Origin of the sequence: Streptomyces zhaozhouensis, assembly GCF_900230195.1 — a bacterium.
Classification (GTDB): domain Bacteria; phylum Actinomycetota; class Actinomycetes; order Streptomycetales; family Streptomycetaceae; genus Streptomyces; species Streptomyces zhaozhouensis.
Genome location: NZ_OCNE01000003.1, coordinates 395,366 through 418,241, shown reverse-complemented (window position 1 = coordinate 418,241; position 22,876 = coordinate 395,366). Strand labels below are relative to the sequence as shown.

Genomic DNA, 22,876 nt, shown 5'->3' with positions numbered 1-22,876 from the left:
TCTCGCCTGTGGGCGGGGCGGGTTACCCGCCCGTAACTTGGCATGGGCCCGCCGCTGTGACGCGAGCCACACCGATACCCCGGGTGAGGAGAGCCGCCATGCCCTTCGGGACACCGACACCATCACGCACCAGCCGACGCGCCCTGTTCGCCGGCCTGTTGGCCCTGCCCCTGCTCGCGCTGCCCGGCGGCACCGCGCACGCCGCGGCCCCGACCGGCGGGTGGAACGAGTCCGACTGCTCCTCCGAGCACCGCCCCGTCGTCCTGGTCCACGGCACCGGCGCCAACGGCACCGTCAACTGGCTGGGGCTCGCCCCCTATCTGGTCGACCGCGGCTACTGCGTCTACTCGTTGGACTACGGCCGGCTGCCGGGGGTGCCCGTCCTCGCCGCGCTCGGCCCCATCGAGGAGTCCTCCGGGCAACTGGCCGCCTATGTCGACGAGGTGCTGGCCGCCACCGGCGCCGACGAGGTGGACATCGTCGGCCACTCCCAGGGCGGGATGATGCCCCGTCACTACCTCAAGAACCACCCGGGCGCCGCCGACAAGGTCAACGCCCTGGTCGCGCTCGCGCCCAGCACCAACGGCACCACCCTGTCCGGGCTCACCACGCTGCTCGACCTCGTCCCCGGACTCGCCGACGCCCTCGACACCTTCACCCCGGCGCTGACCCAACAGGTCGTCGGCTCCGACTTCCTGACCGAGCTGAACGCCGACGGGTACACCGTCCCCGGTGTCGAGTACACCGTGATCGCCACCCGCTACGACCAGGTCGTCACGCCGTACGAGACGCAGTTCATCGACGAGCCGGGCGTGCGCAACGTGCTGCTCCAGGACCTCTGCCCGCTCAACGTCTCCGAGCACGTCACCATCGGCCTCAGCGACCGGATGGCCTTCCACGAGGTGGTCAACGCCCTCGACCCGGCGGGCGCCGAGCCGACCGACTGCCGCCACCTCGTCTCCTGAGGGGCCCGGCGCCTCACTCCCCGTAGAGCCGCTGGGCGTAGGCCGGGCCGTAGTGCTCCTCCAGCACCTCCAGCGGCTCGTCGGGGCGCTCCAGCGCCTGGGCGAGCCGGGCCCTGGCCGGCAGCGCGTCCGGCCGCCAGCTCTCCGGCTCCCAGGCGCGGGAGCGCAGGAACGCCTTGGCGCAGTGGTGGAAGACCTCCTCGACCTCCACCAGCAGCGCGAGCCGGGGGCGGTTGCCCCGGACCACCATGCGGTCCAGGAACGGCGCCCGGCTGACGATCCTGGCGCGGCCGTTGACCCGCAGTGTGTCGCCCCGCCCCGGCAGCAGGAAGATCAGCCCGACCCGCGGGTTGCGCAGGATGTTGCGGAAGCCGTCCACCCGGCGGTTGCCCGGACGGTCGGGGAGCGCGAGCGTGTGGTCGTCCAACACCAGCGCGACGCCGGCCGGATCGCCCTTCGGCGAGACGTCGAGCCGGCCCTCGGCGTCCGAGGTGGCGACCAGGCAGAGCGGCGAGTGCGCCAGCCACTCCCGGTCCCACGGGTGCAGCGCGGTGCGGACCTTGTCCCTGGTGTACGGCTTGGGCTCGCCGACCAGCGCGGTCAACTCCGCCTCGCCGGTGACCTCGTGTATCTCCCCGTCCCTCCGCCAGGACGCCTCGTCGTCGACCACCGCGCGCTCCTCCCCGCTGCCCGAAGCCCCCCGGGGGCGTCGGGGGCTTCCTTCTGCTCGGCGACCCTACTCCCGCCCACTGACAGTGGCGCCGGCGAAGCCCGGTGTGGCGGGGCTCGGTTGCAAGGTTAGGTGTGCCTAACCTAAATTGTCGTGGGTTGCCGTCCGGCCGCGCTCTCCGGACACGTACACCCCCACGACAGCCGCGACACCCGAGACAAGGGACGCCACCGACTCATGAGCATGTCCGGCCACGTACCCACCGTGCCCGCGCCCGACCCCCTGAGGGAGCCCGACCTGCTGGCCGCCGACCCCGAGGGCATCGTCGAGGTCGGCCGCCTCGTCGGCGAGTTGACCAGCGAGGCCGCCAAGGCCCTGCGCCGCCGGGGCGGCCCGCTCCCGCCGCTCACCCCCCTCGAACTCGCCCACGTGGTGGACGCCCAGCTCCCCGACGGCCCCCTGCCGGCCGACGGCGGCGGCCGCGACGCGGTGCTCGCGCTGGCCAGGACCTACGCCAGCCACACCGTCGACCTCGCCCACCCCAGGGCCGCCGCCCACCTCCAGCCCCCGGCCCTCGGCGTCGCCACCGCGACCGACGTGCTGGCCTCCGCGTTCAACGCCTCCGTCGACACCTGGGACAGCGGCCCCGTCGCCGTCGAGTTGGAGAGCCGCCTGGTGCGCGCGCTCACCGCGCTCGCCGGCTACGGACCGCACGCCGACGGGGTGCTCACCCCCGGCGGCACCGCCTCCAACCTCCAGGCGCTCCTCATCGCCCGCGACACCGCGCTGCGCGCCCAACGCGACGTCAGAAGCGCGGGCCTGACCGGAATGGCCACCCAACCCGTCGTCTACTGCTCCGAGTTGGCGCACTTCTCGGTCGCCAGGGCCTGCTCGGTGCTGGGCCTGGGCGAGGAGGCCGTCCGCCCCGTGCCCGCCGACGCGCACCGCAGGATGACCGCCGAGGCGCTGGAGCGGGCCCTCGCCGCGCGCCCCGAGAACGAACTGCCGATCGCCGTCGTCGCCACCGCCGGCACCACCGACTACGGTTCCGTCGACCCGCTGGCGGAGCTGGCCGCCGCCGCCCACCGCCACGGCGCGCGCCTGCACGTCGACGCCGCCTACGGGGGCGGCGCCCTCTTCTCCGACCGGCTGCGCCCGCTGCTCGACGGCGTCGAGCACGCCGACTCGCTCACCATCGACCTGCACAAGACCGCCTGGCAGCCGGCCGCCGCCAGCGTGCTGCTGGTCCGCGACCGCGCCGACCTGACGGGCAGCACCGGGCTGCGCGTCGCCTACCTCAACCCCGACGACGACGGCGCCGCCGGCTACGACGGGCTGCTCGGCCACTCGTTGGCCACCACCCGCAGGGCGGACGCGCTCAAGGTCGTCGCCACCTTCCTCGCGCTCGGCAGGCGCGGCATAGGCCGGATGCTGGAGACCTGCCACGACCTGGCCGTCTTCGCCGCCGAACGGATAACGGCCCACCCCCGCCTGGAACTGGTCGCCACCCCGGTGCTCACCACCGTGGTCTTCCGCTACGTGCCCGCCGGCGGCACCGCCGACCCCGCACGCGCCGACGCCGTCAACGGTGCCCTGCGCCGCCGGCTGCTGCTCCAGGGGCGCGCCCTGATCGGCCGCACCGACGACCTGGCCGGCGACGCGACCACCGGCCGCGTCCGGCTCAAACTCACCCTGCTCAACCCGCAGGCCACGCGGGACGACATCCAGGAGCTGCTGACCGCCGTCGAGGCGGCGGGCCGCGCGGTGGAGACGGAGGAACTCCCGTGACCGAGTCCGCAACCGGGTCCGTGACCGAGCCCGACCTCGACCTGGCGGCCGTCGGCATAGGACCGTTCAACCTCGCCCTCGCCGCGCTCGCCGACGAGGTGCCCGAGCTGCGCTTCGCCGCGTTCGACCGCCGCCCGCGCTACGACTGGCACCCGGGCCTGATGTTCGACTGGGCCTCGCTCCAGGTCGGCTTCCTCGCCGACCTCGTCACCCTGATCCGCCCCACCAGCCGCTGGTCGTTCCTCAACTACCTGGTCGAACACGACCGGATGTACCCCTTCTACATCGCCGAACGCTTCCACGTCCCGCGCCGCGAGTACGCCGACTACTGCGCCTGGGCCGCCGCCCGGCTGCCCGGCTGCCACTTCGGCACCGACGTGACGGCCGTCGACTGGGACGCCGCGGCCGCACGCTGGCTGCTCACCCTCCGCGACACCGCCACCGGCGCCGTCACCACCCGCCGCGCCCGCCACCTCGTCATGGGTGTCGGCACCGAACCCGTCCTCCCCGAGCCGCTGCGCCGGCTGGCCGGCGACCGCGTCTTCCACTCCGGCGAGTACCTGCACCGCGTCGACGCGCTCGTCGACGCCGGCACCCGTTCCGTCACCGTGGTCGGCTCCGGCCAGTCGGGCGCCGAGGTCTTCCTCGACCTGCTGCGCCGCCAGCGCGACGCCGACTGGTCGGTCAACTGGCTCACCCGCTCCTGGGGGTTCGCCCCACTGGACTACTCCAAGCTGGTGCTGGAGTACACCACCCCCGCCTACATGCGGTACTTCCACGCGTTGCCACCGGAGACCAGGGACCGACTGGTCACCTCCCAGTGGCAGCTCTACAAGGGCATCGACAGCGAGACGATCGACCTCATCCACCAGGAGCTCTACGACCACCTGCTCGACGGCGACCGGCCGCCCGTCACGCTGCTCCCGGCCACGGCCGTGCGCGGCGCCGAACCCGACGAGGACGGCGGCCTGCGCCTGACCACCTGGCACGCCGACACCGAACGCGAGGCCGTCCACCGCACCGACGCCGTGATCGCCTCCACCGGCTACGCGGCCCGCCGCCCCGACTGCCTGGCGCCCGTCGAGAAGCTGATCGTCTGGGACGCGCGAGGCCGCTACGACGTCTCGGCCGAGCACCGGGTGGCGACCGCCCCCGAGGTCACCGGCGGGCTCTTCGTCCAGAACGCCGAACTCCACACGCACGGGGCCGCCGCCCCCGACCTGGGCATCGGCGCCTACCGCAGCGCCCTGATCCTGAACGCGGTCAGCGGGCGCGAGGTCTTCCGGATCCCGAGGAACACCGCGTTCCAGACCTTCGGCCCCGGCGGCCCGCCGGCCGGCTGACGCGGGCGCCGGGGGCGGTGCGGCAGAATCGGACCGATGAACGGGATGACAGTGCGCATCGACCCCGAGTCCGCCGTGCCGCCCTACGAGCAGCTGTGCCGCCAGGTGGCCGAGCAGGCCAGAGGCGGCGCGCTGCCCGTCGGCTACCGGCTGCCCACCGTGCGGGCCCTCGCCGCGGAACTGGGCGTCGCGGTCAACACGGTCGCCAAGGCGTACCGCACCCTGGAGGCCGACGGCGTCGTGGAGACGCGGGGGCGCCAGGGCACGTTCGTCGCGCCGGCCGACTCGGCCGCCGCCCGGGAGGCGGCGGCCGCGGCCGAGACCTTCGCGCGCCGCGCGAAGCGGCTCGGCCTCAACGCGGACGAGGCCCTCGCCGCGGCGGTCGAGGCGGTCCGCGCCGCGTACGCCTCATAGACGGGACGCGTCGCCGGCGGGGGAGGGGCGCGGTCGGCCCGGTGCCTCGCGGCAGCGGGCCGACCGCCCCGATCGACGACCGGCGAGGGCGACGTCACCCCCGCGCTGAGCCGCCGCCCCAGAGCCAGACCGTCGTGTCCGGCGGCAGGTGTCCGTTGACCAGCCGCTCGCTGGTCAACAGCACGCCCCAGTTCTTCGGCAGCGGGTACGGCTCACCCGAGAAGTTGACCGCGCACCGCAGCACCGGCGACCGCTCGAACGCGAGCACCCCCTCCGGCGTCGTCAACCAGCGCAGCGTCCCGCTGTCGAAGCCCGGCTGCTCCCGCCGCAGCCGCAGCGCCGAGCGGTACAGCTCCAGCATCGACCAGGGGATGCCCGACTGCGCCTGCGCCGTCAGGCTCTTCCACTCGGCCGGCTGCGGCAGCCACGGCTCCGTGCCCTTCGGCCCGAAGCCGAACGGCCCGTCGAGCCCCGACCACGGCAGCGGCACCCGGCAGCCGTCGCGCCCGCGCACCGTGCGCCCGGAACGCTCCCACGTCGGGTCGGCCAGCACCTCGTCCGGCAGGTCCTCGACCTCCCACAGGCCCAACTCCTCGCCCTGGTACAGGTAGGCGCCGCCGGGCAGCGCCAGCGTCAGCAGCGCGGCGGCGCGCGCCCTGCGCGTTCCCAGTTCCAGGTCGACCCGGCCCCCGACGGTGTCGTGCTCGTGCGTCGTGGTGTCCTCCCGCCCGTAGCGGGTCACGTGCCGGGGCACGTCGTGGTTGGAGAGCACCCAGGTCGGCGGCGCGCCGACCGTCGCCAGCGTGGTCACGCTGCGGTCGATCACCTCCCGCATCGCCTTCGGCTCCCAGGAGGACTTCAGATAGGGGAAGTTGAACGCCGTGTGCAGCTCGTCCTGGCGCAGGTAGCCGGCCAGCCGCTCGTCCCGCACATGCGCCTCGGCCACGAAGACCCGGTCGCCCGCGTAGGAGTCGGCGATCTTGCGCCACGCCTGGTAGATCTCGTGCACCCCGTCCTGGTCCCAGTGCGGGTGGCTCTCCCGGTGCCGCTCGTGCTCGAAGACGGCGTCCTCGGGGATGCCCAGGTCGGGCAGGGCCGGGTCCTTGACCAGCCCGTGCGCCACGTCGATCCGGAAGCCGTCCACACCCCGGTCGAACCAGAAGCGCAAAATCGCCTCGAACTCGTCCCGCACCTCCCGGTTCCCCCAGTGCAGGTCCGGCTGGAGCGAGTCGAACAGGTGCAGGTACCACTGGCCCGGCGTGCCGTCGGGCTCGGTGATCCGCGTCCACGCGGGGCCGCCGAACCGGCTGCGCCAGTCGTTGGGCGGCCGTGCGCCGTCCTCACCGAGGCCGTCCCTGAAGACGTAGCGCTCCCGCTCGGGAGATCCCGGCGCGGCGGCCAACGCCTCCTGGAACCAGGCGTGTTGGTCGGAGGTGTGGTTGGGGACGATGTCCAGCACGACGCGCATCCCGAAGGTGTGCGCCTCGGCGATCATCTCCTCCGCCTCGGCGAGGGTGCCGAAGGCGGGGTCGATGTTCCGGTAGTCGGCGACGTCGTAGCCGCCGTCGGCCATCGGGGACGGATACCAGGGGTTGATCCACAGCGCGTCCACCCCCAGTTCCTGAAGGTAGGGCAGACGGGCACGCAGACCGGCGAGGTCGCCGATCCCGTCGCCGTTCCCGTCGGCGAAGCTTCTGATGTAGACCTGGTAGATGACGGCGTCTCGCCACCAGGGCGCGGCCGACTTCTGGTCAATGCGGGTGCGGGGCACGTATCTTCCATTCCTCTTGCGAGTTGACCCTGGGAGATGCGCGGTCGGCGGCGGCTCACCGCGCGGTGGTGCTGTGCTGGTCCGGTTCAGGTCCCGGCCGAGGTGTGGAGTGATATCGGGGCGGATGTTCCCGCGCCGCGCCGGTGGTGCCCCGGACTACCAGCCGGGTCGGCACCACCACCTGGGCGGGCTCCTCGTCGCCCCCGGACAGTGCGTCCAGGATCTGGCGGGCGAGCAACTCCCCCTGGTGGGCTACGGGTTGCGCGATCGTGGTGAGATCGAGCAGCTCGGCCGTCTCGTGGTCGTCAAACCCGATGACCGAGACATCGTCGGGGGCGGTAAGCCCCATGCGGCCCAACGTCCGCAGTGCGCCGAAGGCCATGTGGTCCGACTCGGCGAAGACCGCCGTCGGGGGTTCGGCGAGGCTCAGCAACTGCGCCATCGCCGAGGCGCCCTCGTCGATACTCAGATGGCCAGGCACTTCCAGATCCGGGTCGTAGGCAATCCCGGCCTGCGCGAGCACCGTGCGGTAGGCGTGCTGGCGAACGATCGGGGTGGTGAACCCCCGAGGATCTCCGGGGGCGGCGGTGATCATACCGATTCGGCGATGCCCCAGGTTGATCAGGTGGCGAACGGCGGTGCTCGCCCCCTCCTGGTTGTCGATCGAGACGTGCCAGCAGCCCGGGATCGAGCTGCCGAGCACGGCGATCGGCACCTCCATCGACACCAGCGCCTCGCTCTCCGCCGCCGACAGCGGCAGGTTGAGCACGATCAGGGCGTCCACCCTGCGGCGCAACGGCATCCTGGTGAAGAACCGCTCGTGCACCCGCTCGTCACCGAGGTTGTAGAGCAGCAGATCGAGGTCGTGGGCGCGCAGCACCGAGTCGATGCCGGCCAACACCTGGCTGTAGAACCAGCGGTTGACGAACGGCACCACGACGCCGACGGTGCCCGTGCGGCCTGAGGCGAGCGAGGAGGCGTGCGGGGAGACCGAGTACGACAGCTCCTCGGCGGCGCGCAGCACGCGCTCCCGGGTCGCCGCCGACACGTTCGGCAGCCCCCGCAGGGCACGGGAGACGGTGGCGGTCGACACCTCGGCCCGCTTGGCGACATCGATGATGCTCGCGGCCATAACCCTCCGATCACGGCGGTAAGCCGAACGTACTGCCGACACCGGAGGTGGTGCAATCGCTTACATGAAAAATCTTGTGCTTTCGGCCAACTCGGAGCGCTAAACGGACGGTTGGCGTCCGTTCCCCGGTGCCGATCCCGTGGCGGCGCGTTGTAAACGTGTGCATGGAAGCAGTTCCCGCGCACACCGCCCACCGGAGAGACATACCCACTCGGCGCGCCGGAACGGCCCCGGCCCGGCCGGCCGACGCGTGGGCGTCGACCGACCGGGCCGGCCGTCGTGGACGGCGCCCGGCGCTACCCGTCGAGCCGGGCCCGCGCGGACTCGGCCGTGGCGAGGAACTCCTCCACCGGCGCCTGGTCCAGCGTGCCCATCTGCCCCCAGCGCACCACCGTGACCAGGCTTCCCTCGCGGACGACCGCGAAGAGGTTCACATCCCGGCCGGCCTGCTCCGGCGCGGTGTACACGCCGAACACCCGCCCGTAGTCCGCGTTCTCCAGCTCGCCCCACTCGTCCCAGGAGGCGGTGCCGCCCGGGTTCTGCCACAGCCAGTCGGACGCGCAGTCCGTGCCGGCCTCGTGCAGCACCTCGACCAGCCCGGCGGCGGCGTCCTCGCTGCCGAGGTCCATCACCACCTGGGTGGCGTTGGTGTCCAGCTCGGTGCGGTGGTTGACATGGCGCGCGCCCTCCTCCGGCAGCAACGAGCCGAAGCAGAACACCGGCGCCTCCGGCAGCCCCTCGAACGGGCCGTCGCTGTACCAGCCGTCCGGATGCGTCGGCAGCTCGTCGCCGGTGACGAACGTCTCCGTGTCCACGGCGGCCGGCTCCCCGGCGCTCTCCCCGGCCGTCGCCGTGCCCGCCAGCGTGGTCAGCGCCAGCGCCCCGGCACCGAGCGCCGCCCCGGCGGCGACCGCCAGCCCGCGTGCCGACCCTCGTGTGTGTCGCATGGGCGTCTCCCCCTCGTCTCGTCGGCCCCGTGGGCCGTCTCCCGGCGGCCCGCGGCCGCCCTGCCGAGCAGCCTGGGACGCCCCGCCGCCCGCCGGCAACCGGGGCGGGAACATCTGGGAAGGTGGAACGTCCGAAGCCCCTCTGACGTCGAAGAACGTGAGCCCCTGGAACGCGGAACGGGACGCGGGAACGGGCACACGGCGGGGGAGAGTCACGCATGGGGAACGGGCCGGCCGGCGAGTTGGCGGCCAGACTGCGCGCGCTCAAGGAGCGATCGGGGCTCAGCTACGGCGCGTTGGCCCGGCGGCTGCACACCAGCACCTCCACCCTCCACCGCTACTGCTCGGGCGCGGTGGTGCCGGCCGACTACCCGGCGGTCGAACGCCTGGCGGCGGCGTGCGGCGCGCGCCCCGAGGAGCTGCTGGAACTGCACCGGCTCTGGCTCGCGGCCGACGGCGCGCGGGGCCGCGCGGGACAGGAGCCGGAGCCGGAGCCGGCCGCGGCGCCGGAGCCGGAGGAGTCCGTTCCGGTTCCGGCGCCCACCGCCGTACCGGCCCCCGTTCCCGCCGCCGCTCCGGCCGCCTGGCGCGGGCGGCGGCCGTGGGGGGTGCTGGCGGCGGCGGTGCTGCTGGTGGCGCTGGTCGGCGGCTGGGGGCTGTGGCGGGCGACGGGTCCTGGCGGCGAGGGCGCGTCCGACGCCGCGGCGCCCGGCGACGCGCGCGGCGAGGGGGAGGCGGCGCCCCGACAGGCCGCCGGGCAGCCGCCGTTGGCGTACGCGGTCCGCTCGCACGTCTGGGCCGAGGGCTGCGGCCACCGCTATCTCGTCGACCGGGCGCCGGACGCCGTCCCGCCGCCCCCGGTGGCCCAGGACGCCGAGGCGTGGGCCGCCGAACTGGGCGCGGTGCACGGCGAGTCCACCATCGTGGAGGCCACCCTGACCGGCACCGCGTCGGAGCCGGTGGTGATCGAGGCGCTGCACCTGCGGGTCGCGGAGCGCCGCGCGCCGCTCGGGTGGACCGCCTACGACATGTCCTCGGGCTGCGGCGGCGCGCTGACCCCGGCCGCCTTCACCGCCGACCTGGACGCCGAGCGCCCCCAACTCCGGCCCCGCGACGGCTACGACGCCATGAGCGAGCGCGAACTGGCCCCGCCGAGCCTGCCGTTCGCCGTCACCCCGCAGGAGCCGCTGGCGCTGCGGATCGAGGCGGAGGCGGCGGAGTGCGACTGCGACTGGTATGTCGAGGTGGAGTGGACCAGCGGCGACGAGGGCGGCACGCTGCGGCTGGACGACGGGGGAGCCCCGTTCCGGACCAGCGGCGCGGGGGCGGAGGGCGCGCTGGTGCACGACCACGTGACGGGGGAGTGGACGGACGGCGGCTGGTGACCGGCGCACACCCGGTGGACGGCGCACACCCGGCGGACGGCGTGCGGCGGCGAGACGGGCGGCCGGGTGCCGCGGCCTTCCCCGTCGCCCCACGGCACGGCCGATGAGTTTCCGGCGCCCGGACGGTCAGAGCTGGTGACACCAAGGACGGGTGACACCGGAGGAAAGGACACCGCCATGGCGGAGCTTCTCGTCGACTTCATCACCTCGCTCGACGGCCACGCGTCGGGAGAGGGCTGGCCCGGCTTCTGGGGCCTCGAGGGCCCGGAGTACCTCGCGTGGCTCGAGGAACAGCCCGAGGCCACCCATCTGATGGGGGCGAACACCTACCGCCAGATGTCGGGCTTCGCCGCCGGTCAGGTCCCGGACGGCCAGGACGAGTTCAGGCCCGAGGAGGAGGCTTCCGTCGACGCGCTCACGCGGGCGCCCAAGGTGGTCTTCTCCTCCTCCCTCGCGGAGCCGCTGACCTGGGCCAACTCCACACTCGTCCGCGGTGACGCCGTCGCGGAGGTCCGCGCGATGAAGGCGCGCGGACCGGGGCTGCTCGCCACGATCGGCAGCCTGAGCCTGTGCCGGTCCCTGCTGCGTGCCGGACTCGTCGACCGCTTCCGGGTGGTGATGTTCCCGGTGATCACCGGGGCCACGGGCGCGGAGCGCGTCTACGACGGCTATCCGGACGTCGCCCTCGAGATGATCGCGCACCGCACCTTCGACGGCCGCATCCAACTGGTCGAGTACCGCCCGCGCGTGCTCGCGCGCCCGCCGCTCGGCGCCCCCGCGTGACGCCGGCGGGGAGAGCCGCGAGGCGGACCCCGTCCAGACGCGGCCGGGGGGAGCTGGTGATCCGTCGCGGCGGAGCGCGTGGGCGACCTCGCGCACGGCGGCGGGATCGGGGCGTCCCCGTTCCACGCCTGGCCGCGCGTGCCGTTGCCCTGGAGCCTCGTCACGGACGCCTCCGCCCCGGCGCGCTGCCTGGACGCGTCGGGGGAGCACGGGCGTCGAGGTCGTCGTCGCCGACGTCGGCGCGTGAGCCGAGGGGCCGATGGTTCCCCGCCCGTTCCTCACCATCGGCGTGATCTTCGTCACCCAAAGTAGTATCGTGGCGGGGCGAGTTGAGGGGACGAGGGGGGTACACGGGAGGTGGCGAGTTGAGGGAGCCCGCGGTGTGGGGCGCGGCCGTCGAGGGGCGGCACGAGAAGGGCGCGAGCGCCGAGCCGGGGGCCTCGGTCCACCGCCTGGACGGCCGTGCCGACGGGGCGGAGACGCGTAGGGCCGTGCTCTATCTGGCGCTGAGAGCGGTGCGCGACGCCCCGGCCAGGCAGGCGGCGGACCGCGACGCGGCGCTGCTGTGGTGCTCCCGGGAGCACGTGGCCCTCCACGCCGACGACGTGTGCGAGGACGACGCGCCCGAGGTGCGCCTGCACCGGCGGGCCGGATGGCGGCGGGTGCGCGCGCTGGTGCGGGAGGGGGCGGTCGCGGTGGTGCTCGTGCCCGACCCGCTGTACCTCTCCATCGACGGCCGCGCCCGCCGTGACGCCGAGGACGACGTCCGGTCGGACGGCGGCGAACTCGTCTATCTGAGGACCCTCTAGGTGTGTTGTTCGGGCAGGTTGGTGACGCGGTCTGGGGTCGGGCCGCCCCGGCCGGGGCCGTCTGCCGCGCCCCGGCCGGGTGGTGCGCACGGAGCTAGGCGTAGGTCTCGTACTCGGCGACCCGTGGGGTGCCGTCGGCGCTGGTGATCTCGAACGTGAGCTTGCGAACCGAGGTCGCGGGGAAGCGGATGGTGCCCGCGCCGTTCCCGGTCGCCAGGACGGAACCGGTGTCGGCGTTCCGCACGCGCCAGTCGCCGATGACGCCGGTCGCGCCGGACGCCTCACGGATGGTGAGGGCGGAGACGCTGGTCGCCGACGGCCACTTGATGGAGATGGCGCCGGTCGAACCGGTGGGTGACCAGTAGGTGCTCATGTCGCCGTCCCGCACGTTGCCGTAGGAGGTGCCGCTGGCCTTGCTGCTGCCGTCGGCGTCGGCCGCGAGGCTGAGGTTGGTGCCGCCTGGCGGGTCCGTCGGGTCCGGCGGGTCGGGGTTGTCCGGCGGGTCGGTCGGGTCCGGGTCCTGCGGGGCGCAGTCGCCGTCCGACACCCGGTTCCCCTTGTTGGCGCCCGCCGTGTCGCGCACCACGCCGGGCACGCAGTCGGCGGCGTCGAGGCTGTGGGCGTAGGGGATGTCGACGGAGGTGTTGGACCGCGGGTTCGGGCCGGCCGGGTTGTTCTGGTTCCCCGGGCTCGACCACCGCACGTTGTCGAAGACGTTGCCGTCGACCTGCCAGTAGCCGGCCTCGTTGGTGTAGAAGGTGCCGAGGACGTCCTTGGAGTCCTCGAAGTAGTTGTTGTCCACCCTGGCGCGCGCCCCCGCGCGGGAGTTGATGCCCGAGTCGTTCACCCGCAGGTAGTGGTTGTTGTACATGTGCCCGACGCCGCCGCGCAGCAGCGGGGCGCGGGAGTCGATGTTCTCGTACAGGTTGTGGTGGTAGGTGACATAGCCGTTGGAGGTGTCGCTCTCGCTGGAGCCGACCAGCCCGCCCCGGCCGGAGTTGCGCAGCACGCTGTACGAGAGGGTGACGTAACGGGTGTTGTTCTTCAGGTCGAAGAGCCCGTCGTAGCCCTCGTCCTCGCCGCCGGACGCCTCCAGCGTCACGTGATCGACCCAGACGTTGCGGACGTTGTTCTCCATGCCGATGGCGTCGCCGCCGTTGGAGGTCGGCGAGCCGGACTTCTTGACGTTCCGCACCGTCACGTTCTGGATGATGATGTTGCTGGACTCCCGGACGTGGATGCCCAGTTGGTCGAAGACCGCGCCGTCGCCGACGCCGACCAGGGTCACGTTGCTGATCTGCTTCAGCTCGATCACGCCGTCGGCGGTGTTGCAACTGCCGCCCGACACCTTGCTGGTGTTGCCGTGGTTGATGGTGCCCTCGACCTGGATGGTGATCGGGGTGCTGCTGCTGGCCCTGCCGCAGAGGGCCGCGTGGATGGCGGTCCCCGTGGTGGCGCGGACCGTCTGGCCTCCGGCGCCGCCGGTGGTGCCGCCGTTCTGCGACGCGAACCCGGTGGCACCCCCCGTCGCCGCCGAGGCCGTCGAGGTCGGCAACGCCACCCCTACGGCGGCGACCATGGCCATCAGGGCCGGCACCGCGAAGAGTCCGAGCCGCGATCTCAGCCGCGGTCCGGGTCGCGACCCGGACCGCGAGCCGACTGGTCTTCTCATCTCTGGTTTGCCTTTCGTCCGCGTGAGAGGTCGTCTTCGAGACGGAGGAAACCGTGGGGGGAGGGGGCATTCGCCCCCGGTGACCTGGCCGTTCGGGCGCGCGCTACCCACCCGGGGGCCGGCCTTCGCGACGCGCCGGGGACGGGTGGGGGGAGGGCGATGGGAGGTGGCGGGCGACGGTCCGCCCCCGGCTGCGGGCGGGCGCGGCGCCGCCGGGCGGGGACGCCACGGCGGGCGTCCGCGCTTGGTGGTGCGGCACGGGTGGGGCGACACGGCGCGGCGCGGAACGGCCCACGAGGGGCGCGGCGCCTCGACGCGGTGCACGCCTGCCGTCGGGGGCGGCGTCCCTCCGCCCCCTCGGGCCTGCTTCTCCGACTCAGCGTAGGGGCGTGCGGCCGACAATCCAGCGCGGGGCGTGGACAATACCGCGCACCGGGTGCGGGGGAGCCCCGTGAGCGCGGCCGCCACCTCCGCCGGGACCGGGGAGCGGCTGGCGCCGGCTCCGGGGCCGAGGCCACCGTGCCCGCGCGGGGTTCGCGTCCCCGTCCCCCGTTGCCTGGTGAACGGCGACCTCGTCACGCGCGGCGCGTTCCCGGGCACGCTTCCCGACCGGTTCCTGGGACCCGCCTGCCGTCACCACTCCGGCCCCCGCGCCGGCCGGCCGGAACCGGGACCGGGCCGCCGACCCGAGGCGCCCACAGTCGGGGGCGGCCGTGCCCGCCCTGTCCGCGCCGAACGGGAGGCCGTCGCGCCCCCGCACACGGCACCGGGGGACTCTACCGCGATGACCGTGCCCCTTCTCTGTACGTGGTGTGCATGTCAAGGTGGACGGGTCGCGTTCTCACCCCCCACCCCTGGAGACGCTCATGCACCTGCCGGCACCCGTCTCGACCCGCCGACGCCGGGCGGCCGTCCTGGCCGCGCTCGGCGGCCTCCTCGCCACCGGCCTCGGCGTCGCCCCCACCGCCGCCCAGGCCGGGGAGTCCGGTGACTCCGCCACCGCGGTGACCTACCGCGGCCTGAGCCTCGAGGTGCCGGCCGACTGGCGCGTCGTCGACCTCGACGACGACCCCTCGGCCTGCGTCCGCTTCGACATACCCACCCTCTACCTGGGCAGCCCCGACGGACAGCGCGACTGCCCGGCCGGGCTCGTCGGCCGGGACGTCGGCATGGTGATCGAGCCGCTGGCAGAGGTCGCTCCGGAGCGCCTCGGTGACCGCACCGCCGTCGCCGCCGGCGACCCGGCCGCCGCGGCGGCCCGCGCCACCTCGCACGGCGGCACCCTCCAACTCGCCGTCGAGCAGGCGGGGCTGCTGGTCACCGCCGCCCACACGCCCGCCACCGAGAACGAGGCGCGGGCCGTGCTCGAAGGCGCCGGGCTGACCGAGGACGCGCGCCCGGCGGCGCCCCCGGCGCCCGCCGGGACCACCGCGCGCCCCGCCGCCGTCGGCCCCCAGCCGGGCGACTACACGGGCCTCGGCTTCGACGCCTGCGCCGCGCCCTCCCAGGCCGCGATGGACGCCTGGGGCGCCGGCTCGCCGTTCCAGGCCGTCGGCGTCTACATCTCCGGTGCCAGCCGCGCCTGCGACCAGCCCCACCTGACCGCCGCCTGGGTCGAGGCCCAGACCGCCGCCGGCTGGCATCTGACCCCGATCGACGTCGGCCGCCAGGCGCCCTGCACCAGTTACGCCCAGCGCATCTCCGAGGACCCGGCCACCGCCCGCGCCGAGGGCGCCCAGGCCGCCGACGAGTCGGTCGCGGCCGCCGCCGCCCTGGGCATCCCGGCGGGCAGCGTGCTCTACAGCGACATCGAGGCGTACACCCCGGGCGCCACCTGCACCGCCGCCGTGCTCAGCTACCTCTCCGGCTGGACCGAGGGCCTGCACGCCCAGGGCTACCTCAGCGGTGTCTACTCCAGCGGTGCCTCCGGCATCCAGGACGTGGCCAACGCATACGACGACCCGGCCTACACCCGCGTCGACCACATCTGGTTCGCCTGGTGGAACGGCCAGGCCGACACCGACGCCGGCCGCTACGCCCCCGCCGAGTACTGGGCCGACCGCCAGCGCATCCACCAGTACGTGGGCGAGGTGACCGAGACCCACGGCGGCGTCTCGATCAACATCGACCGCAACTACCTGGACGTCGCCCCCTGACCCGAGGCGAGACGCCGACACCCCACCGGTTCCCCGCGCCCCGACAGGAGCGCGGGGAACCGCGCGAGCAGTCCCGCACTGTTCCTGCCGGGCTCAACCCCACCAAGGGGCGCGGGGAACTGCGCGAGCAACCCAAGCCGTCCCGCAGCCGCCCCGCCGGGGTTCGCCCCGCAGGGACCCGCGAGCAACCCCCAGTCGACCCGCACCCGCCCCGCCAGGCTCCGCCCCGCAGGGACCCGCGGTCGACAACGGCCCGCGCCCCCGACCGCCGTCGTCGCCCACCCCTCCGCGGCAAGCGGCGAGCGGCAAGCGGCAACCGCTTTCGTCCGGGGTATTTCCATCGCTGTAACTCCCGTGATGACATGACCAGGTCGTCAACCGATCCCGTTACGTCGTCCGTTGGACGCGATGAGAACCAGGGAGCCGCTGATGCGCGCCCGTTCCAGAAAGAACCTGGTCGTGGTGGTGCTCGCACTGCTCGTCGGCCTGGCCTGGGGGCCGCAGGCCACCGCAGGAGACTCCATGCCACAGGACCCGCCCCCCACGACGGAGACCACGACCGACGAGGCCGCCCCGGCCGCCTCGGGAACCTTCCGCAACCCGCTGAACCCCGGCCCCGACCCGTTCCTCACCTACGCGAACGGCGAGTACCACCTGGCCACCACCCAGGGCGACGGCATCAGGATGTGGAGCGCTTCCTCGCTCGCCGACCTGCTCGCCGCCGATCCCGTCACGGTGTGGACCGACACCGACCCCTCGCGTGACCAGCACATCTGGGCGCCGGAGTTCTACCGGTTCGGCGACCGCTGGTACATGTACTACACGGCCGACGACGGGGTGGACGAGCACCACCGGCTCTTCGTCCTGGAGTCGGAGGGCGACGACCCGAGGGGTCCCTACCACTTCAAGGCCAAGCTCGAACCGCCCAACCACGTCGACAAGTTCGCCATCGACCCGGGCATCCTCCAGCACGACGGCAAGCTCTACCTGGCCTACAGCGGGCTCAACGAGTACCAGCACAACGGCCTCAACATCGCCCCGATGTCCAACCCGTACACCGTCTCCGGCGACGCCGTGCCCTTCGACGCCGCCGGCGGCTGCCCGGAGGTCCGCGAGGGCCCGGCGTTCCTCTACCGCAACGGCAAGACCTGGATGACCTACTCGGCCTGTGACACCGGCAAGCCCGACTACCAGGTCTGGATGATGTCGCTGCCGGAGGGCGCCGACCCGCTGGTCCGGGAGAACTGGACGCAGCACGACGGCGCGCTGTTCTCGCGCAACGACGAGGTGGGTGTCTACGGCCCCGGCCACCACACCTTCTTCACCTCGCCGGACGGCACCGAGGACTGGATCATCTACCACGCCAAGAACACCTCGGAGAACACCTACACCCACCGCACCACCCGCGCGCAGCCGATCAGTTGGAACGACGACGGCAGCCCGAACCTCGGCCGGCCGCTCGCGCTCGGCGCCACGCTGGACCTGCCCTCGGGCGACCCCGGCTCGGGCAACTACTGGATCAATGACGACGGCCGTTCCAGCGGCGACGGCACCGTGACCTTCGAGGGGAACTGGAACTCGGGCTCAGGCTGCGCCACCCAGTGCTTCTGGAGCGACGACCACTGGAGCGACGAGCCGGGCGCCACCGCCACGTTCACCTTCACCGGCACCCGGATCGCGCTGCTCTCGGTGGAGGACACCGGCAACGGCATCGCCGCGATCAGCGTGGACGGCGGCCCCGAGGAGCGCGTCGACTTCCACGGCCCGATCCGCACCGGCGAGACCGTGCACTACCTCAGCCCCCGGCTGCCCGAGGGCGAGCACACGCTGACGGTCCGGGTCACCGGCGAGCACAACCCCGACTCCGGCGGGGCGTTCGTGAGCGTGGACCGGGCGGAGGTCTACACCGACTGACGCGTCGACCACCGGGGGACGCGGGCACCGGCGGGCCCCGAGCCCGCCGGTGCGGCGTCTCCCCGGGGGGCCGCCCCGGCGGACGAGCCGAGCCGGCAACGGGGGAAAACCGGCCGAACTACCGGGAAAACGGGCCCGAAAGGCGACTGGAGGGCGCCGAAACGGGAACGCTCGCTCCCACGGAGGTGGTGACGGGTCCGAGAGGCGGACCCCACGACGTCGAGGGGAGCGGACCGATGAACGGCATACGGACGATGGGCCGGGCGAGCGCCCCACGCGGGGTCACCGTCAGCGTCGCCGGCGCGCACGGGGCCGACGTGGCCCGTGCCCGCGACCTCACCCGCGCCTTCTGCGACGGCCTCGACCTCCCACGGGACGCGGAGGACGCCCTGCTGCTGGTGGTCTCCGAACTGGTCACCAACGCGCTGCGACACGGCGGCGGAAGCTATGTGCTGCGTCTGACGGCCACGCCCGAGGCGATGGTGGTGGAGGTCGACGACGGCGAGTCGCGCCCGCCACGGCCGCGCGAGCCGGACGTGCTGCGCGGCGGCGGCTTCGGCTGGCACCTGGTCACCTCGCTGGCCACTGGCGGCGTGAGCGTGCTGCCCCGGGGCGACGGCAAGACGGTGCGCGCCGCGTTCCTCCGCGAGACGGGGGTCCCCCGGGCGGCCTGACGAGCGGGTGAGCGCACGGAGCGTTCGGCTTGTCCTATCGACACATTCACGGTTCTTTGGACAGGGCGGACGATCGGGATATTAGCCCTTGAGGGTGGATGCCATGATGGTGGTACGGATGCGTTTCCAGGGGCGCCCGGGTCGCCCGGGACGCCGGGGAGGAGGCGATTCCCGAAGTGGCGCGGGGCGCGGGCGTGTTCGTCAACCCCGTTGCGGGAAAGCTGAATCATGGGACCGGGATACCCACGTGTCCTTGTGGGGCGTTAGGGTTACTCTGCCCGGACCGGGTGCCGCTGTACGGGTGGGAGAGTCATGAAGCAGATAACAGCGCACGGCAGGCCGCCGCGAGTGCCTGCGATCAACTGTGGGAGCACGGTCAACAGCGCGCGCCTCGACAGGCACCTGAGCGTGCTCTCGGGCCCTGCCGTGCCGGCGGGGGAGACCGAGGAGGCGACCACGCTGATGCGTGAGCTGACCCGGCGCGACCACAAGAGCCCCACCAGGACCAACCGCACCGCGAGGGTGCTGCTGTTCGCCCCGCTTCGCCGGCTGCGTCGCACGCTCTTCGGCGGACGCGGCTGAGCCCGGCCGGCTGATCCCGTCGCCGTCGGGCCCGGTCCGGTCTTCGGCGGTGACGGCGCCCTCGCGCGAGGGCGCCGGGTCTCTCCCCCCGCGTCGTCCCACCCGGTCCCCGACGCCACCCGGTTCCTCCCACCGCGGTCTCCGCTCCACGGCACCCGGCGCGCGCCGCGCGGCCCCTTCCGTGCGCGAGAGCGCGCCGGCGCGCTCAGTTGAGGGGGTCGAGCCCGGTCGTCGGCGGTCGGCCCGCCCCCGCGTCCTCCGCCTCCTCGCCTGCCTCGACGGTGACCGCGAAGGAGAACCGGTCACCCCGGTAGGACATCAGGGCCACGTCGACCACCCGCTCGGAGAGGTCGTACTCCACCCCCGTGATGTGCAGGATCGGGCTCAGCAGCGGCACCTGGAGCAGCCTGGCCGTCGTGGGATCCGCCAGCCGGGCCCCCGCCGTGTTGTCGATCCTTCCGACCCGCACCCCCGCCACGTCCCGCAGCACCCGCGTCATCGGCCAACGCGCCAGCGCCTCCGGGTCGATGGCGTCGGCGACCTCCGGGTGGATCAGGTTCTCCACCCAGTTGACCGGCTCCCCGTCCGGTGCCGCGCGGCGCAGCCGCCGGAAGCGCACCACCTCGGCGACGCCGGGGAAGTGCTCGGCCCACTCGGCCGGCACCGGCACGGCCACCGGGCCCGGGTCGAGCAGGGTGGTGTGCCCGCCGGACTGTTGCGCCACGATGGCGTCCAGGGAACCCAGCAGCCGCACCGGCACGCCCCGTCGGGCCGCGGGCTCGATGAAGGTGCCGCGCCGCCGGTGCCGGCTGATCAGCCCCTCGTTCTCCAGCTCCTTGAGCGCCTGGCGCATGGTCAGCACGCTCACGCCGTAGTGCTCGGCCAGCCGCTCCTCGGTGGGCAGCCGCAGCGGCGCCTGAGGCGAGCGGCCCAGTATCGAGGCGCGTAAGGACTGGGAGACCTGGTACCAGAGCGGGAGCTTGCGGTTGAGGTCGAGTGAGTCGGGGGCGAAGACGTTCACGGATCAGGGCTCCGGATCGGGGAGGACCGGCGCCGGCCCGGCGGGCCTTCGCTACGGTCGCGTCGGGGAGTGGTGCCGCTCCAGACCTTGCCACACCTGGTCGTAGTGGCGCTGGCGGTGGGGCGCGTCGGCGGCGGCCGCGGTCAGCGTCACCGGCCAACGTGTCTCGAACATGAACGCGAGCCCGTCGTCGACCCGTTGGGGCCTCAGCTCGGCGGCGCTCGCCCGGTCGAAGGTGGTCCGGTCGGGACCGTGCGCGGACATCATGTTGTGCAGGGAGCCACCGCCGGGCCGGAACCCCTCCGCCTTCGCGTCGTAGGCGCCCTCGATCAGACCCATGTACTCGGTCATCACGTTGCGGTGGAAGTACGGGGGCCGGAAGGTGTCCTCGCCGACCAGCCAGCGGGGCGCGAAGACCACGAAGTCGACGCCCGCCTGGCCCGGCAGCTCGGACGGCGAGGTCAGCACCGTGAAGAGCGAGGGATCGGGGTGGTCGTAGCTGATCGTGCCCAGCACGTTGAACCGGCGCAGGTCGTAGAGGTAGGGCACATGGGTGCCGTGCCAGGCCACCACGTCCAGCGGCGAGTGGGCGTACTCGGCGGCCCACAGCCGCCCGCAGAACTTGTTGACCACCTCGACCGGCCCCTCGGACTCCTCGGGGGCGGCCGTCGGCGCCAGGAAGTCCCTCGGGTTCGCGAGGCCGTTGGCGCCGATCGGGCCCAGCTCGGGCAGGGTGAACGGCTGGCCGTAGTTCTCGCAGACGTACCCCCTGGCCTCGCCGTCCGGCAGCTCCACCCGGAAGCGCACCCCGCGCGGGATCAGCGCCACCTGCCCCGGCGCCGCCACCAGCACGCCCAACTCGGTGCACAGCCGCAGCGCCCCGCGCTCGGGCACCAGCAGCAGCTCGCCGTCGGAGTCGCCGAAGACCCTGTCGGTCATGGGGGAGTTGGCGTGGTACAGGTGAATCGCCATCCCGGAGCGCAGCCTGGCGTCCCCGTTGCCGCCGAGCGTCCACAGCCCGGCGACGAAGTCCGTGCCCGCGGGCGGCGGGGGGAGGGGGTCCCAGCGCATCCGGTTCGGGTCGGGCTCGGTCTCCTCGAACGGCGCGCCGCGCAGCGAGCCGTTGCCGACGCGGTGGAACGGCGGGTGCGCGGCGGAAGGGCGCGCACGGTAGAGCCATGTGCGCCGGTTGTGCGCCCTCGGCTCGGTGAACGCGGTCCCGCTGAGCTGTTCGGCGTAGAGCCCGAGGGGTGCGCGCTGGGGGGAGTTGCGTCCCACCGGGAGCGCGCCGGGCTCGGCCTCGCTGCTGTGCTCGTTGCCGAACCCGGACAGATAGCGCGGCGCGGCTTCGGCCGGCCGCCCGCCCTCGACCGCCGTCGCGGCCACCTCTTCGGTGTCCATCCCACACTCCCGCCGCCCGATGATTCCTTCGCTGTTGCTGAGGAATCGACGGTAGAAACGTCGGTCGGGCAAGTCAACGACCCTGCGGAGTACGGCTCAACAACTCGGCCGTCTGGCGGCGGTTGCGATAGGGCTGCAACGCCTGGCGCATCGCGCGAAGCGCCTGCTCGGCGTCGCCGGAACGCAGCCGTTCCCGCCCGTCGAGGAAGCCGCTCCAGGCCGCGCACGCCTCGTCCAGCCGCCCGGCGCGCAGCAGGAGTTGTCCGAATCTCGCCTGCGTCAGCGCCCGCCCCCGCAGGTCGGCCGCCGAGCGCTCGACGGCCGAACGCCGCAGCGCCCCCAGCGCCCCCGACAGATCGCCCAGCGCCTCCAGCACCTCCGCCGTCTGGAAGTGCAGGGCGGCCGACGGATAGCTGTCGAACGGTCCCCCCTGGTCGGTCGCCCGCTCCGCCGCCCGCTCGGCCCGCCCGAGCACGGCCAGCGCCTCCCCGCGGTCCCCGCTGTGCGCGAGCACCACCGCCAACTGGGTGCCGACATAGAGCTGGTGGGGCACGGGCGCCCCGCGCGCCCCCTGGTGCGCCGCCTCCGCCAGTTGGAGCGCGGAGGGCAGATGCCCCAGGCGCTGGGCCTGCGCGCTCATCGCGCGCAGCACCACGCTCCACGCCGTCCGGTCGCCTGACTCGCCGGCCAGCCGCTGCGCGTAGTTGTAGTAGCGCTGGGCCACTCCGTGCAGCAGCCCGTCCTCGTACATCCTGGCCAGCAGGAACGCCAGCCGGCTGGCCAGCACGAGCAGCTCGGCCCGCATCCTGGGCGTCTGCCGGGAGCTGAGCAGCGGCACCACGTCGTCGGCGAGGTAGGCGGACAGCGCGCTGCGCGCGTGCCGCCCGCCGTGCGAGTCGATCGAGGTGGCGAAGAACTCCACGGCGTCGTGCAACGCCTTGGTCTCCTCGGTCCGCTGGCCCAAGGCGCGGAAGAGCGCGGGCTCTTGGGGCGGCTTGGGTACCACGGCGTCGGCGACCCGGTAGGGGCGCTGGTGGAGCGGGACCCGGCGGGCCGCGTCGGCGTCGGAGCGGCAGAGCGCGGTGAAGCCGGTGACCGGGTCGATCGGCGGTCCCTCGCCGGCCAGGTCGGCGAAGCCGGCGGCCTCCGGGGTGATGGCCCGGCCGATCCGCCGGGAGAGCGCCTCCGCGGCGAGCTGCGGCACCGGGTGGCGCGGCTGCGTCCCGGAGAGCCAGTGCGCGACCGCGGTGCGGTCGTACCGGAGCGAGGAACCGATCTCGGCCCCGAGGATGTTCACGGAACGCGCCAGCGCCTCCTGGGTCCAACCGGCCTCGGTGAGTAAGGCGCGCAGCCGGTGGTTCGGCCCCTGCCGCTTCTTCATGCCTCCAGTCGTCTCACGCGGGGGGCGCGAGACACCAGGGCGCATGGAGGCATGGGGCGCGGGCGTCC

19 protein-coding genes are annotated in these 22,876 nt (G+C 73.7%); 11 read left to right on the top strand and 8 right to left on the bottom strand.

Annotated elements, in window-relative coordinates:
- Positions 1 to 98: 98 nt before the first annotated feature.
- On the top strand, positions 99 to 965 hold the full coding sequence (locus CRP51_RS07730; protein ID WP_097230260.1) for an esterase/lipase family protein: 867 nt from the start codon (positions 99 to 101) through the stop codon (positions 963 to 965).
- 13 nt (positions 966 to 978) lie between these two features.
- Here CRP51_RS07730 and CRP51_RS07725 read toward each other — a convergent pair whose 3' ends face one another.
- Positions 979 to 1,635 carry a pyridoxamine 5'-phosphate oxidase family protein gene (locus CRP51_RS07725; RefSeq protein ID WP_097230259.1) on the bottom strand — a complete coding sequence of 219 codons (657 nt, stop codon included), beginning with the start codon at positions 1,633 to 1,635 and terminating at the stop codon, positions 979 to 981.
- 243 nt (positions 1,636 to 1,878) lie between these two features.
- Here CRP51_RS07725 and CRP51_RS07720 point away from each other — a divergent pair, with 243 nt between their 5' ends.
- Genes CRP51_RS07720 through CRP51_RS07710 form a run of 3 tightly spaced genes read left to right on the top strand, consistent with a single transcriptional unit; the run spans position 1,879 to position 5,180 of the window.
- On the top strand, positions 1,879 to 3,423 hold the full coding sequence (locus CRP51_RS07720) for a pyridoxal phosphate-dependent decarboxylase family protein (RefSeq protein ID WP_099459291.1): 1,545 nt from the start codon (positions 1,879 to 1,881) through the stop codon (positions 3,421 to 3,423).
- Positions 3,420 to 4,766 (top strand): lysine N(6)-hydroxylase/L-ornithine N(5)-oxygenase family protein, encoded by a 1,347-nt coding sequence (locus CRP51_RS07715; RefSeq protein WP_245880429.1) that lies wholly within the window; start codon positions 3,420 to 3,422, stop codon positions 4,764 to 4,766. Before CRP51_RS07720 ends, CRP51_RS07715 begins: the two co-directional genes overlap by 4 nt.
- Before the next feature lie 45 nt (positions 4,767 to 4,811).
- Entirely contained in the window at positions 4,812 to 5,180 is a 369-nt protein-coding gene (locus CRP51_RS07710; RefSeq protein WP_097230258.1) for a GntR family transcriptional regulator, read from the top strand.
- Positions 5,181 to 5,274: 94 nt separating this feature from the next.
- On the opposite strand, the gene CRP51_RS07705 is transcribed toward CRP51_RS07710, so the two are convergent.
- The 3 genes from CRP51_RS07705 to CRP51_RS07695 form a co-directional block, all read right to left on the bottom strand.
- Positions 5,275 to 6,951 (bottom strand): glycoside hydrolase family 13 protein, encoded by a 1,677-nt coding sequence (locus CRP51_RS07705; protein WP_097230257.1) that lies wholly within the window; start codon positions 6,949 to 6,951, stop codon positions 5,275 to 5,277.
- 55 nt (positions 6,952 to 7,006) lie between these two features.
- Positions 7,007 to 8,083 carry a LacI family DNA-binding transcriptional regulator gene (locus CRP51_RS07700; protein WP_097230256.1) on the bottom strand — a complete coding sequence of 359 codons (1,077 nt, stop codon included), beginning with the start codon at positions 8,081 to 8,083 and terminating at the stop codon, positions 7,007 to 7,009.
- 296 nt (positions 8,084 to 8,379) lie between these two features.
- On the bottom strand, positions 8,380 to 9,030 hold the full coding sequence (locus CRP51_RS07695; protein WP_097230255.1) for a hypothetical protein: 651 nt from the start codon (positions 9,028 to 9,030) through the stop codon (positions 8,380 to 8,382).
- Between the two features lie 218 nt (positions 9,031 to 9,248).
- On the opposite strand from CRP51_RS07695, the gene CRP51_RS07690 reads away from it, so the two are divergent.
- The 3 genes from CRP51_RS07690 to CRP51_RS07680 all read left to right on the top strand — a co-directional run bounded on the left by CRP51_RS07690 (position 9,249) and on the right by CRP51_RS07680 (position 12,007).
- Positions 9,249 to 10,415, top strand: a complete 1,167-nt coding sequence (locus tag CRP51_RS07690) for a helix-turn-helix domain-containing protein (RefSeq protein WP_097230254.1) — start codon at positions 9,249 to 9,251, stop codon at positions 10,413 to 10,415.
- 177 nt (positions 10,416 to 10,592) lie between these two features.
- Entirely contained in the window at positions 10,593 to 11,198 is a 606-nt protein-coding gene (locus CRP51_RS07685; protein WP_097230253.1) for a dihydrofolate reductase family protein, read from the top strand.
- A 365-nt stretch (positions 11,199 to 11,563) separates the two neighbouring features.
- Positions 11,564 to 12,007: a hypothetical protein gene (locus CRP51_RS07680; protein ID WP_141514562.1), complete on the top strand. Its 444-nt coding sequence runs from the start codon at positions 11,564 to 11,566 to the stop codon at positions 12,005 to 12,007.
- Between the two features lie 94 nt (positions 12,008 to 12,101).
- Here the strand turns inward: CRP51_RS07680 and CRP51_RS07675 are convergent, their stop codons facing one another.
- On the bottom strand, positions 12,102 to 13,679 hold the full coding sequence (locus tag CRP51_RS07675) for a pectate lyase family protein (protein ID WP_439333126.1): 1,578 nt from the start codon (positions 13,677 to 13,679) through the stop codon (positions 12,102 to 12,104).
- 866 nt (positions 13,680 to 14,545) lie between these two features.
- Here CRP51_RS07675 and CRP51_RS07670 point away from each other — a divergent pair.
- The 4 genes from CRP51_RS07670 to CRP51_RS07655 all read left to right on the top strand — a co-directional run bounded on the left by CRP51_RS07670 (position 14,546) and on the right by CRP51_RS07655 (position 19,005).
- On the top strand, positions 14,546 to 15,835 hold the full coding sequence (locus tag CRP51_RS07670) for a DUF1906 domain-containing protein (RefSeq protein ID WP_097230251.1): 1,290 nt from the start codon (positions 14,546 to 14,548) through the stop codon (positions 15,833 to 15,835).
- A gap of 522 nt (positions 15,836 to 16,357) precedes the next feature.
- Positions 16,358 to 17,749 carry a glycoside hydrolase family 43 protein gene (locus CRP51_RS07665; RefSeq protein ID WP_439333128.1) on the top strand — a complete coding sequence of 464 codons (1,392 nt, stop codon included), beginning with the start codon at positions 16,358 to 16,360 and terminating at the stop codon, positions 17,747 to 17,749.
- Positions 17,750 to 17,985: 236 nt separating this feature from the next.
- Entirely contained in the window at positions 17,986 to 18,423 is a 438-nt protein-coding gene (locus CRP51_RS07660) for an ATP-binding protein (protein WP_245880427.1), read from the top strand.
- 312 nt (positions 18,424 to 18,735) lie between these two features.
- On the top strand, positions 18,736 to 19,005 hold the full coding sequence (locus tag CRP51_RS07655; protein ID WP_097230249.1) for a hypothetical protein: 270 nt from the start codon (positions 18,736 to 18,738) through the stop codon (positions 19,003 to 19,005).
- A 205-nt stretch (positions 19,006 to 19,210) separates the two neighbouring features.
- Here CRP51_RS07655 and CRP51_RS07650 read toward each other — a convergent pair whose 3' ends face one another.
- The 3 genes from CRP51_RS07650 to CRP51_RS07640 form a co-directional block, all read right to left on the bottom strand.
- The gene (locus CRP51_RS07650) at positions 19,211 to 20,026 is read right to left on the bottom strand and encodes a GntR family transcriptional regulator (protein WP_097230248.1); all 816 of its coding nucleotides are present in this window, start codon (positions 20,024 to 20,026) and stop codon (positions 19,211 to 19,213) included.
- Positions 20,027 to 20,077: 51 nt separating this feature from the next.
- Entirely contained in the window at positions 20,078 to 21,427 is a 1,350-nt protein-coding gene (hmgA, locus tag CRP51_RS07645) for a homogentisate 1,2-dioxygenase (protein ID WP_097230247.1), read from the bottom strand.
- A 73-nt stretch (positions 21,428 to 21,500) separates the two neighbouring features.
- Positions 21,501 to 22,808 carry an NsdA family TPR-like regulatory protein gene (locus CRP51_RS07640; RefSeq protein WP_097230246.1) on the bottom strand — a complete coding sequence of 436 codons (1,308 nt, stop codon included), beginning with the start codon at positions 22,806 to 22,808 and terminating at the stop codon, positions 21,501 to 21,503.
- Positions 22,809 to 22,876 lie beyond the last annotated feature (68 nt).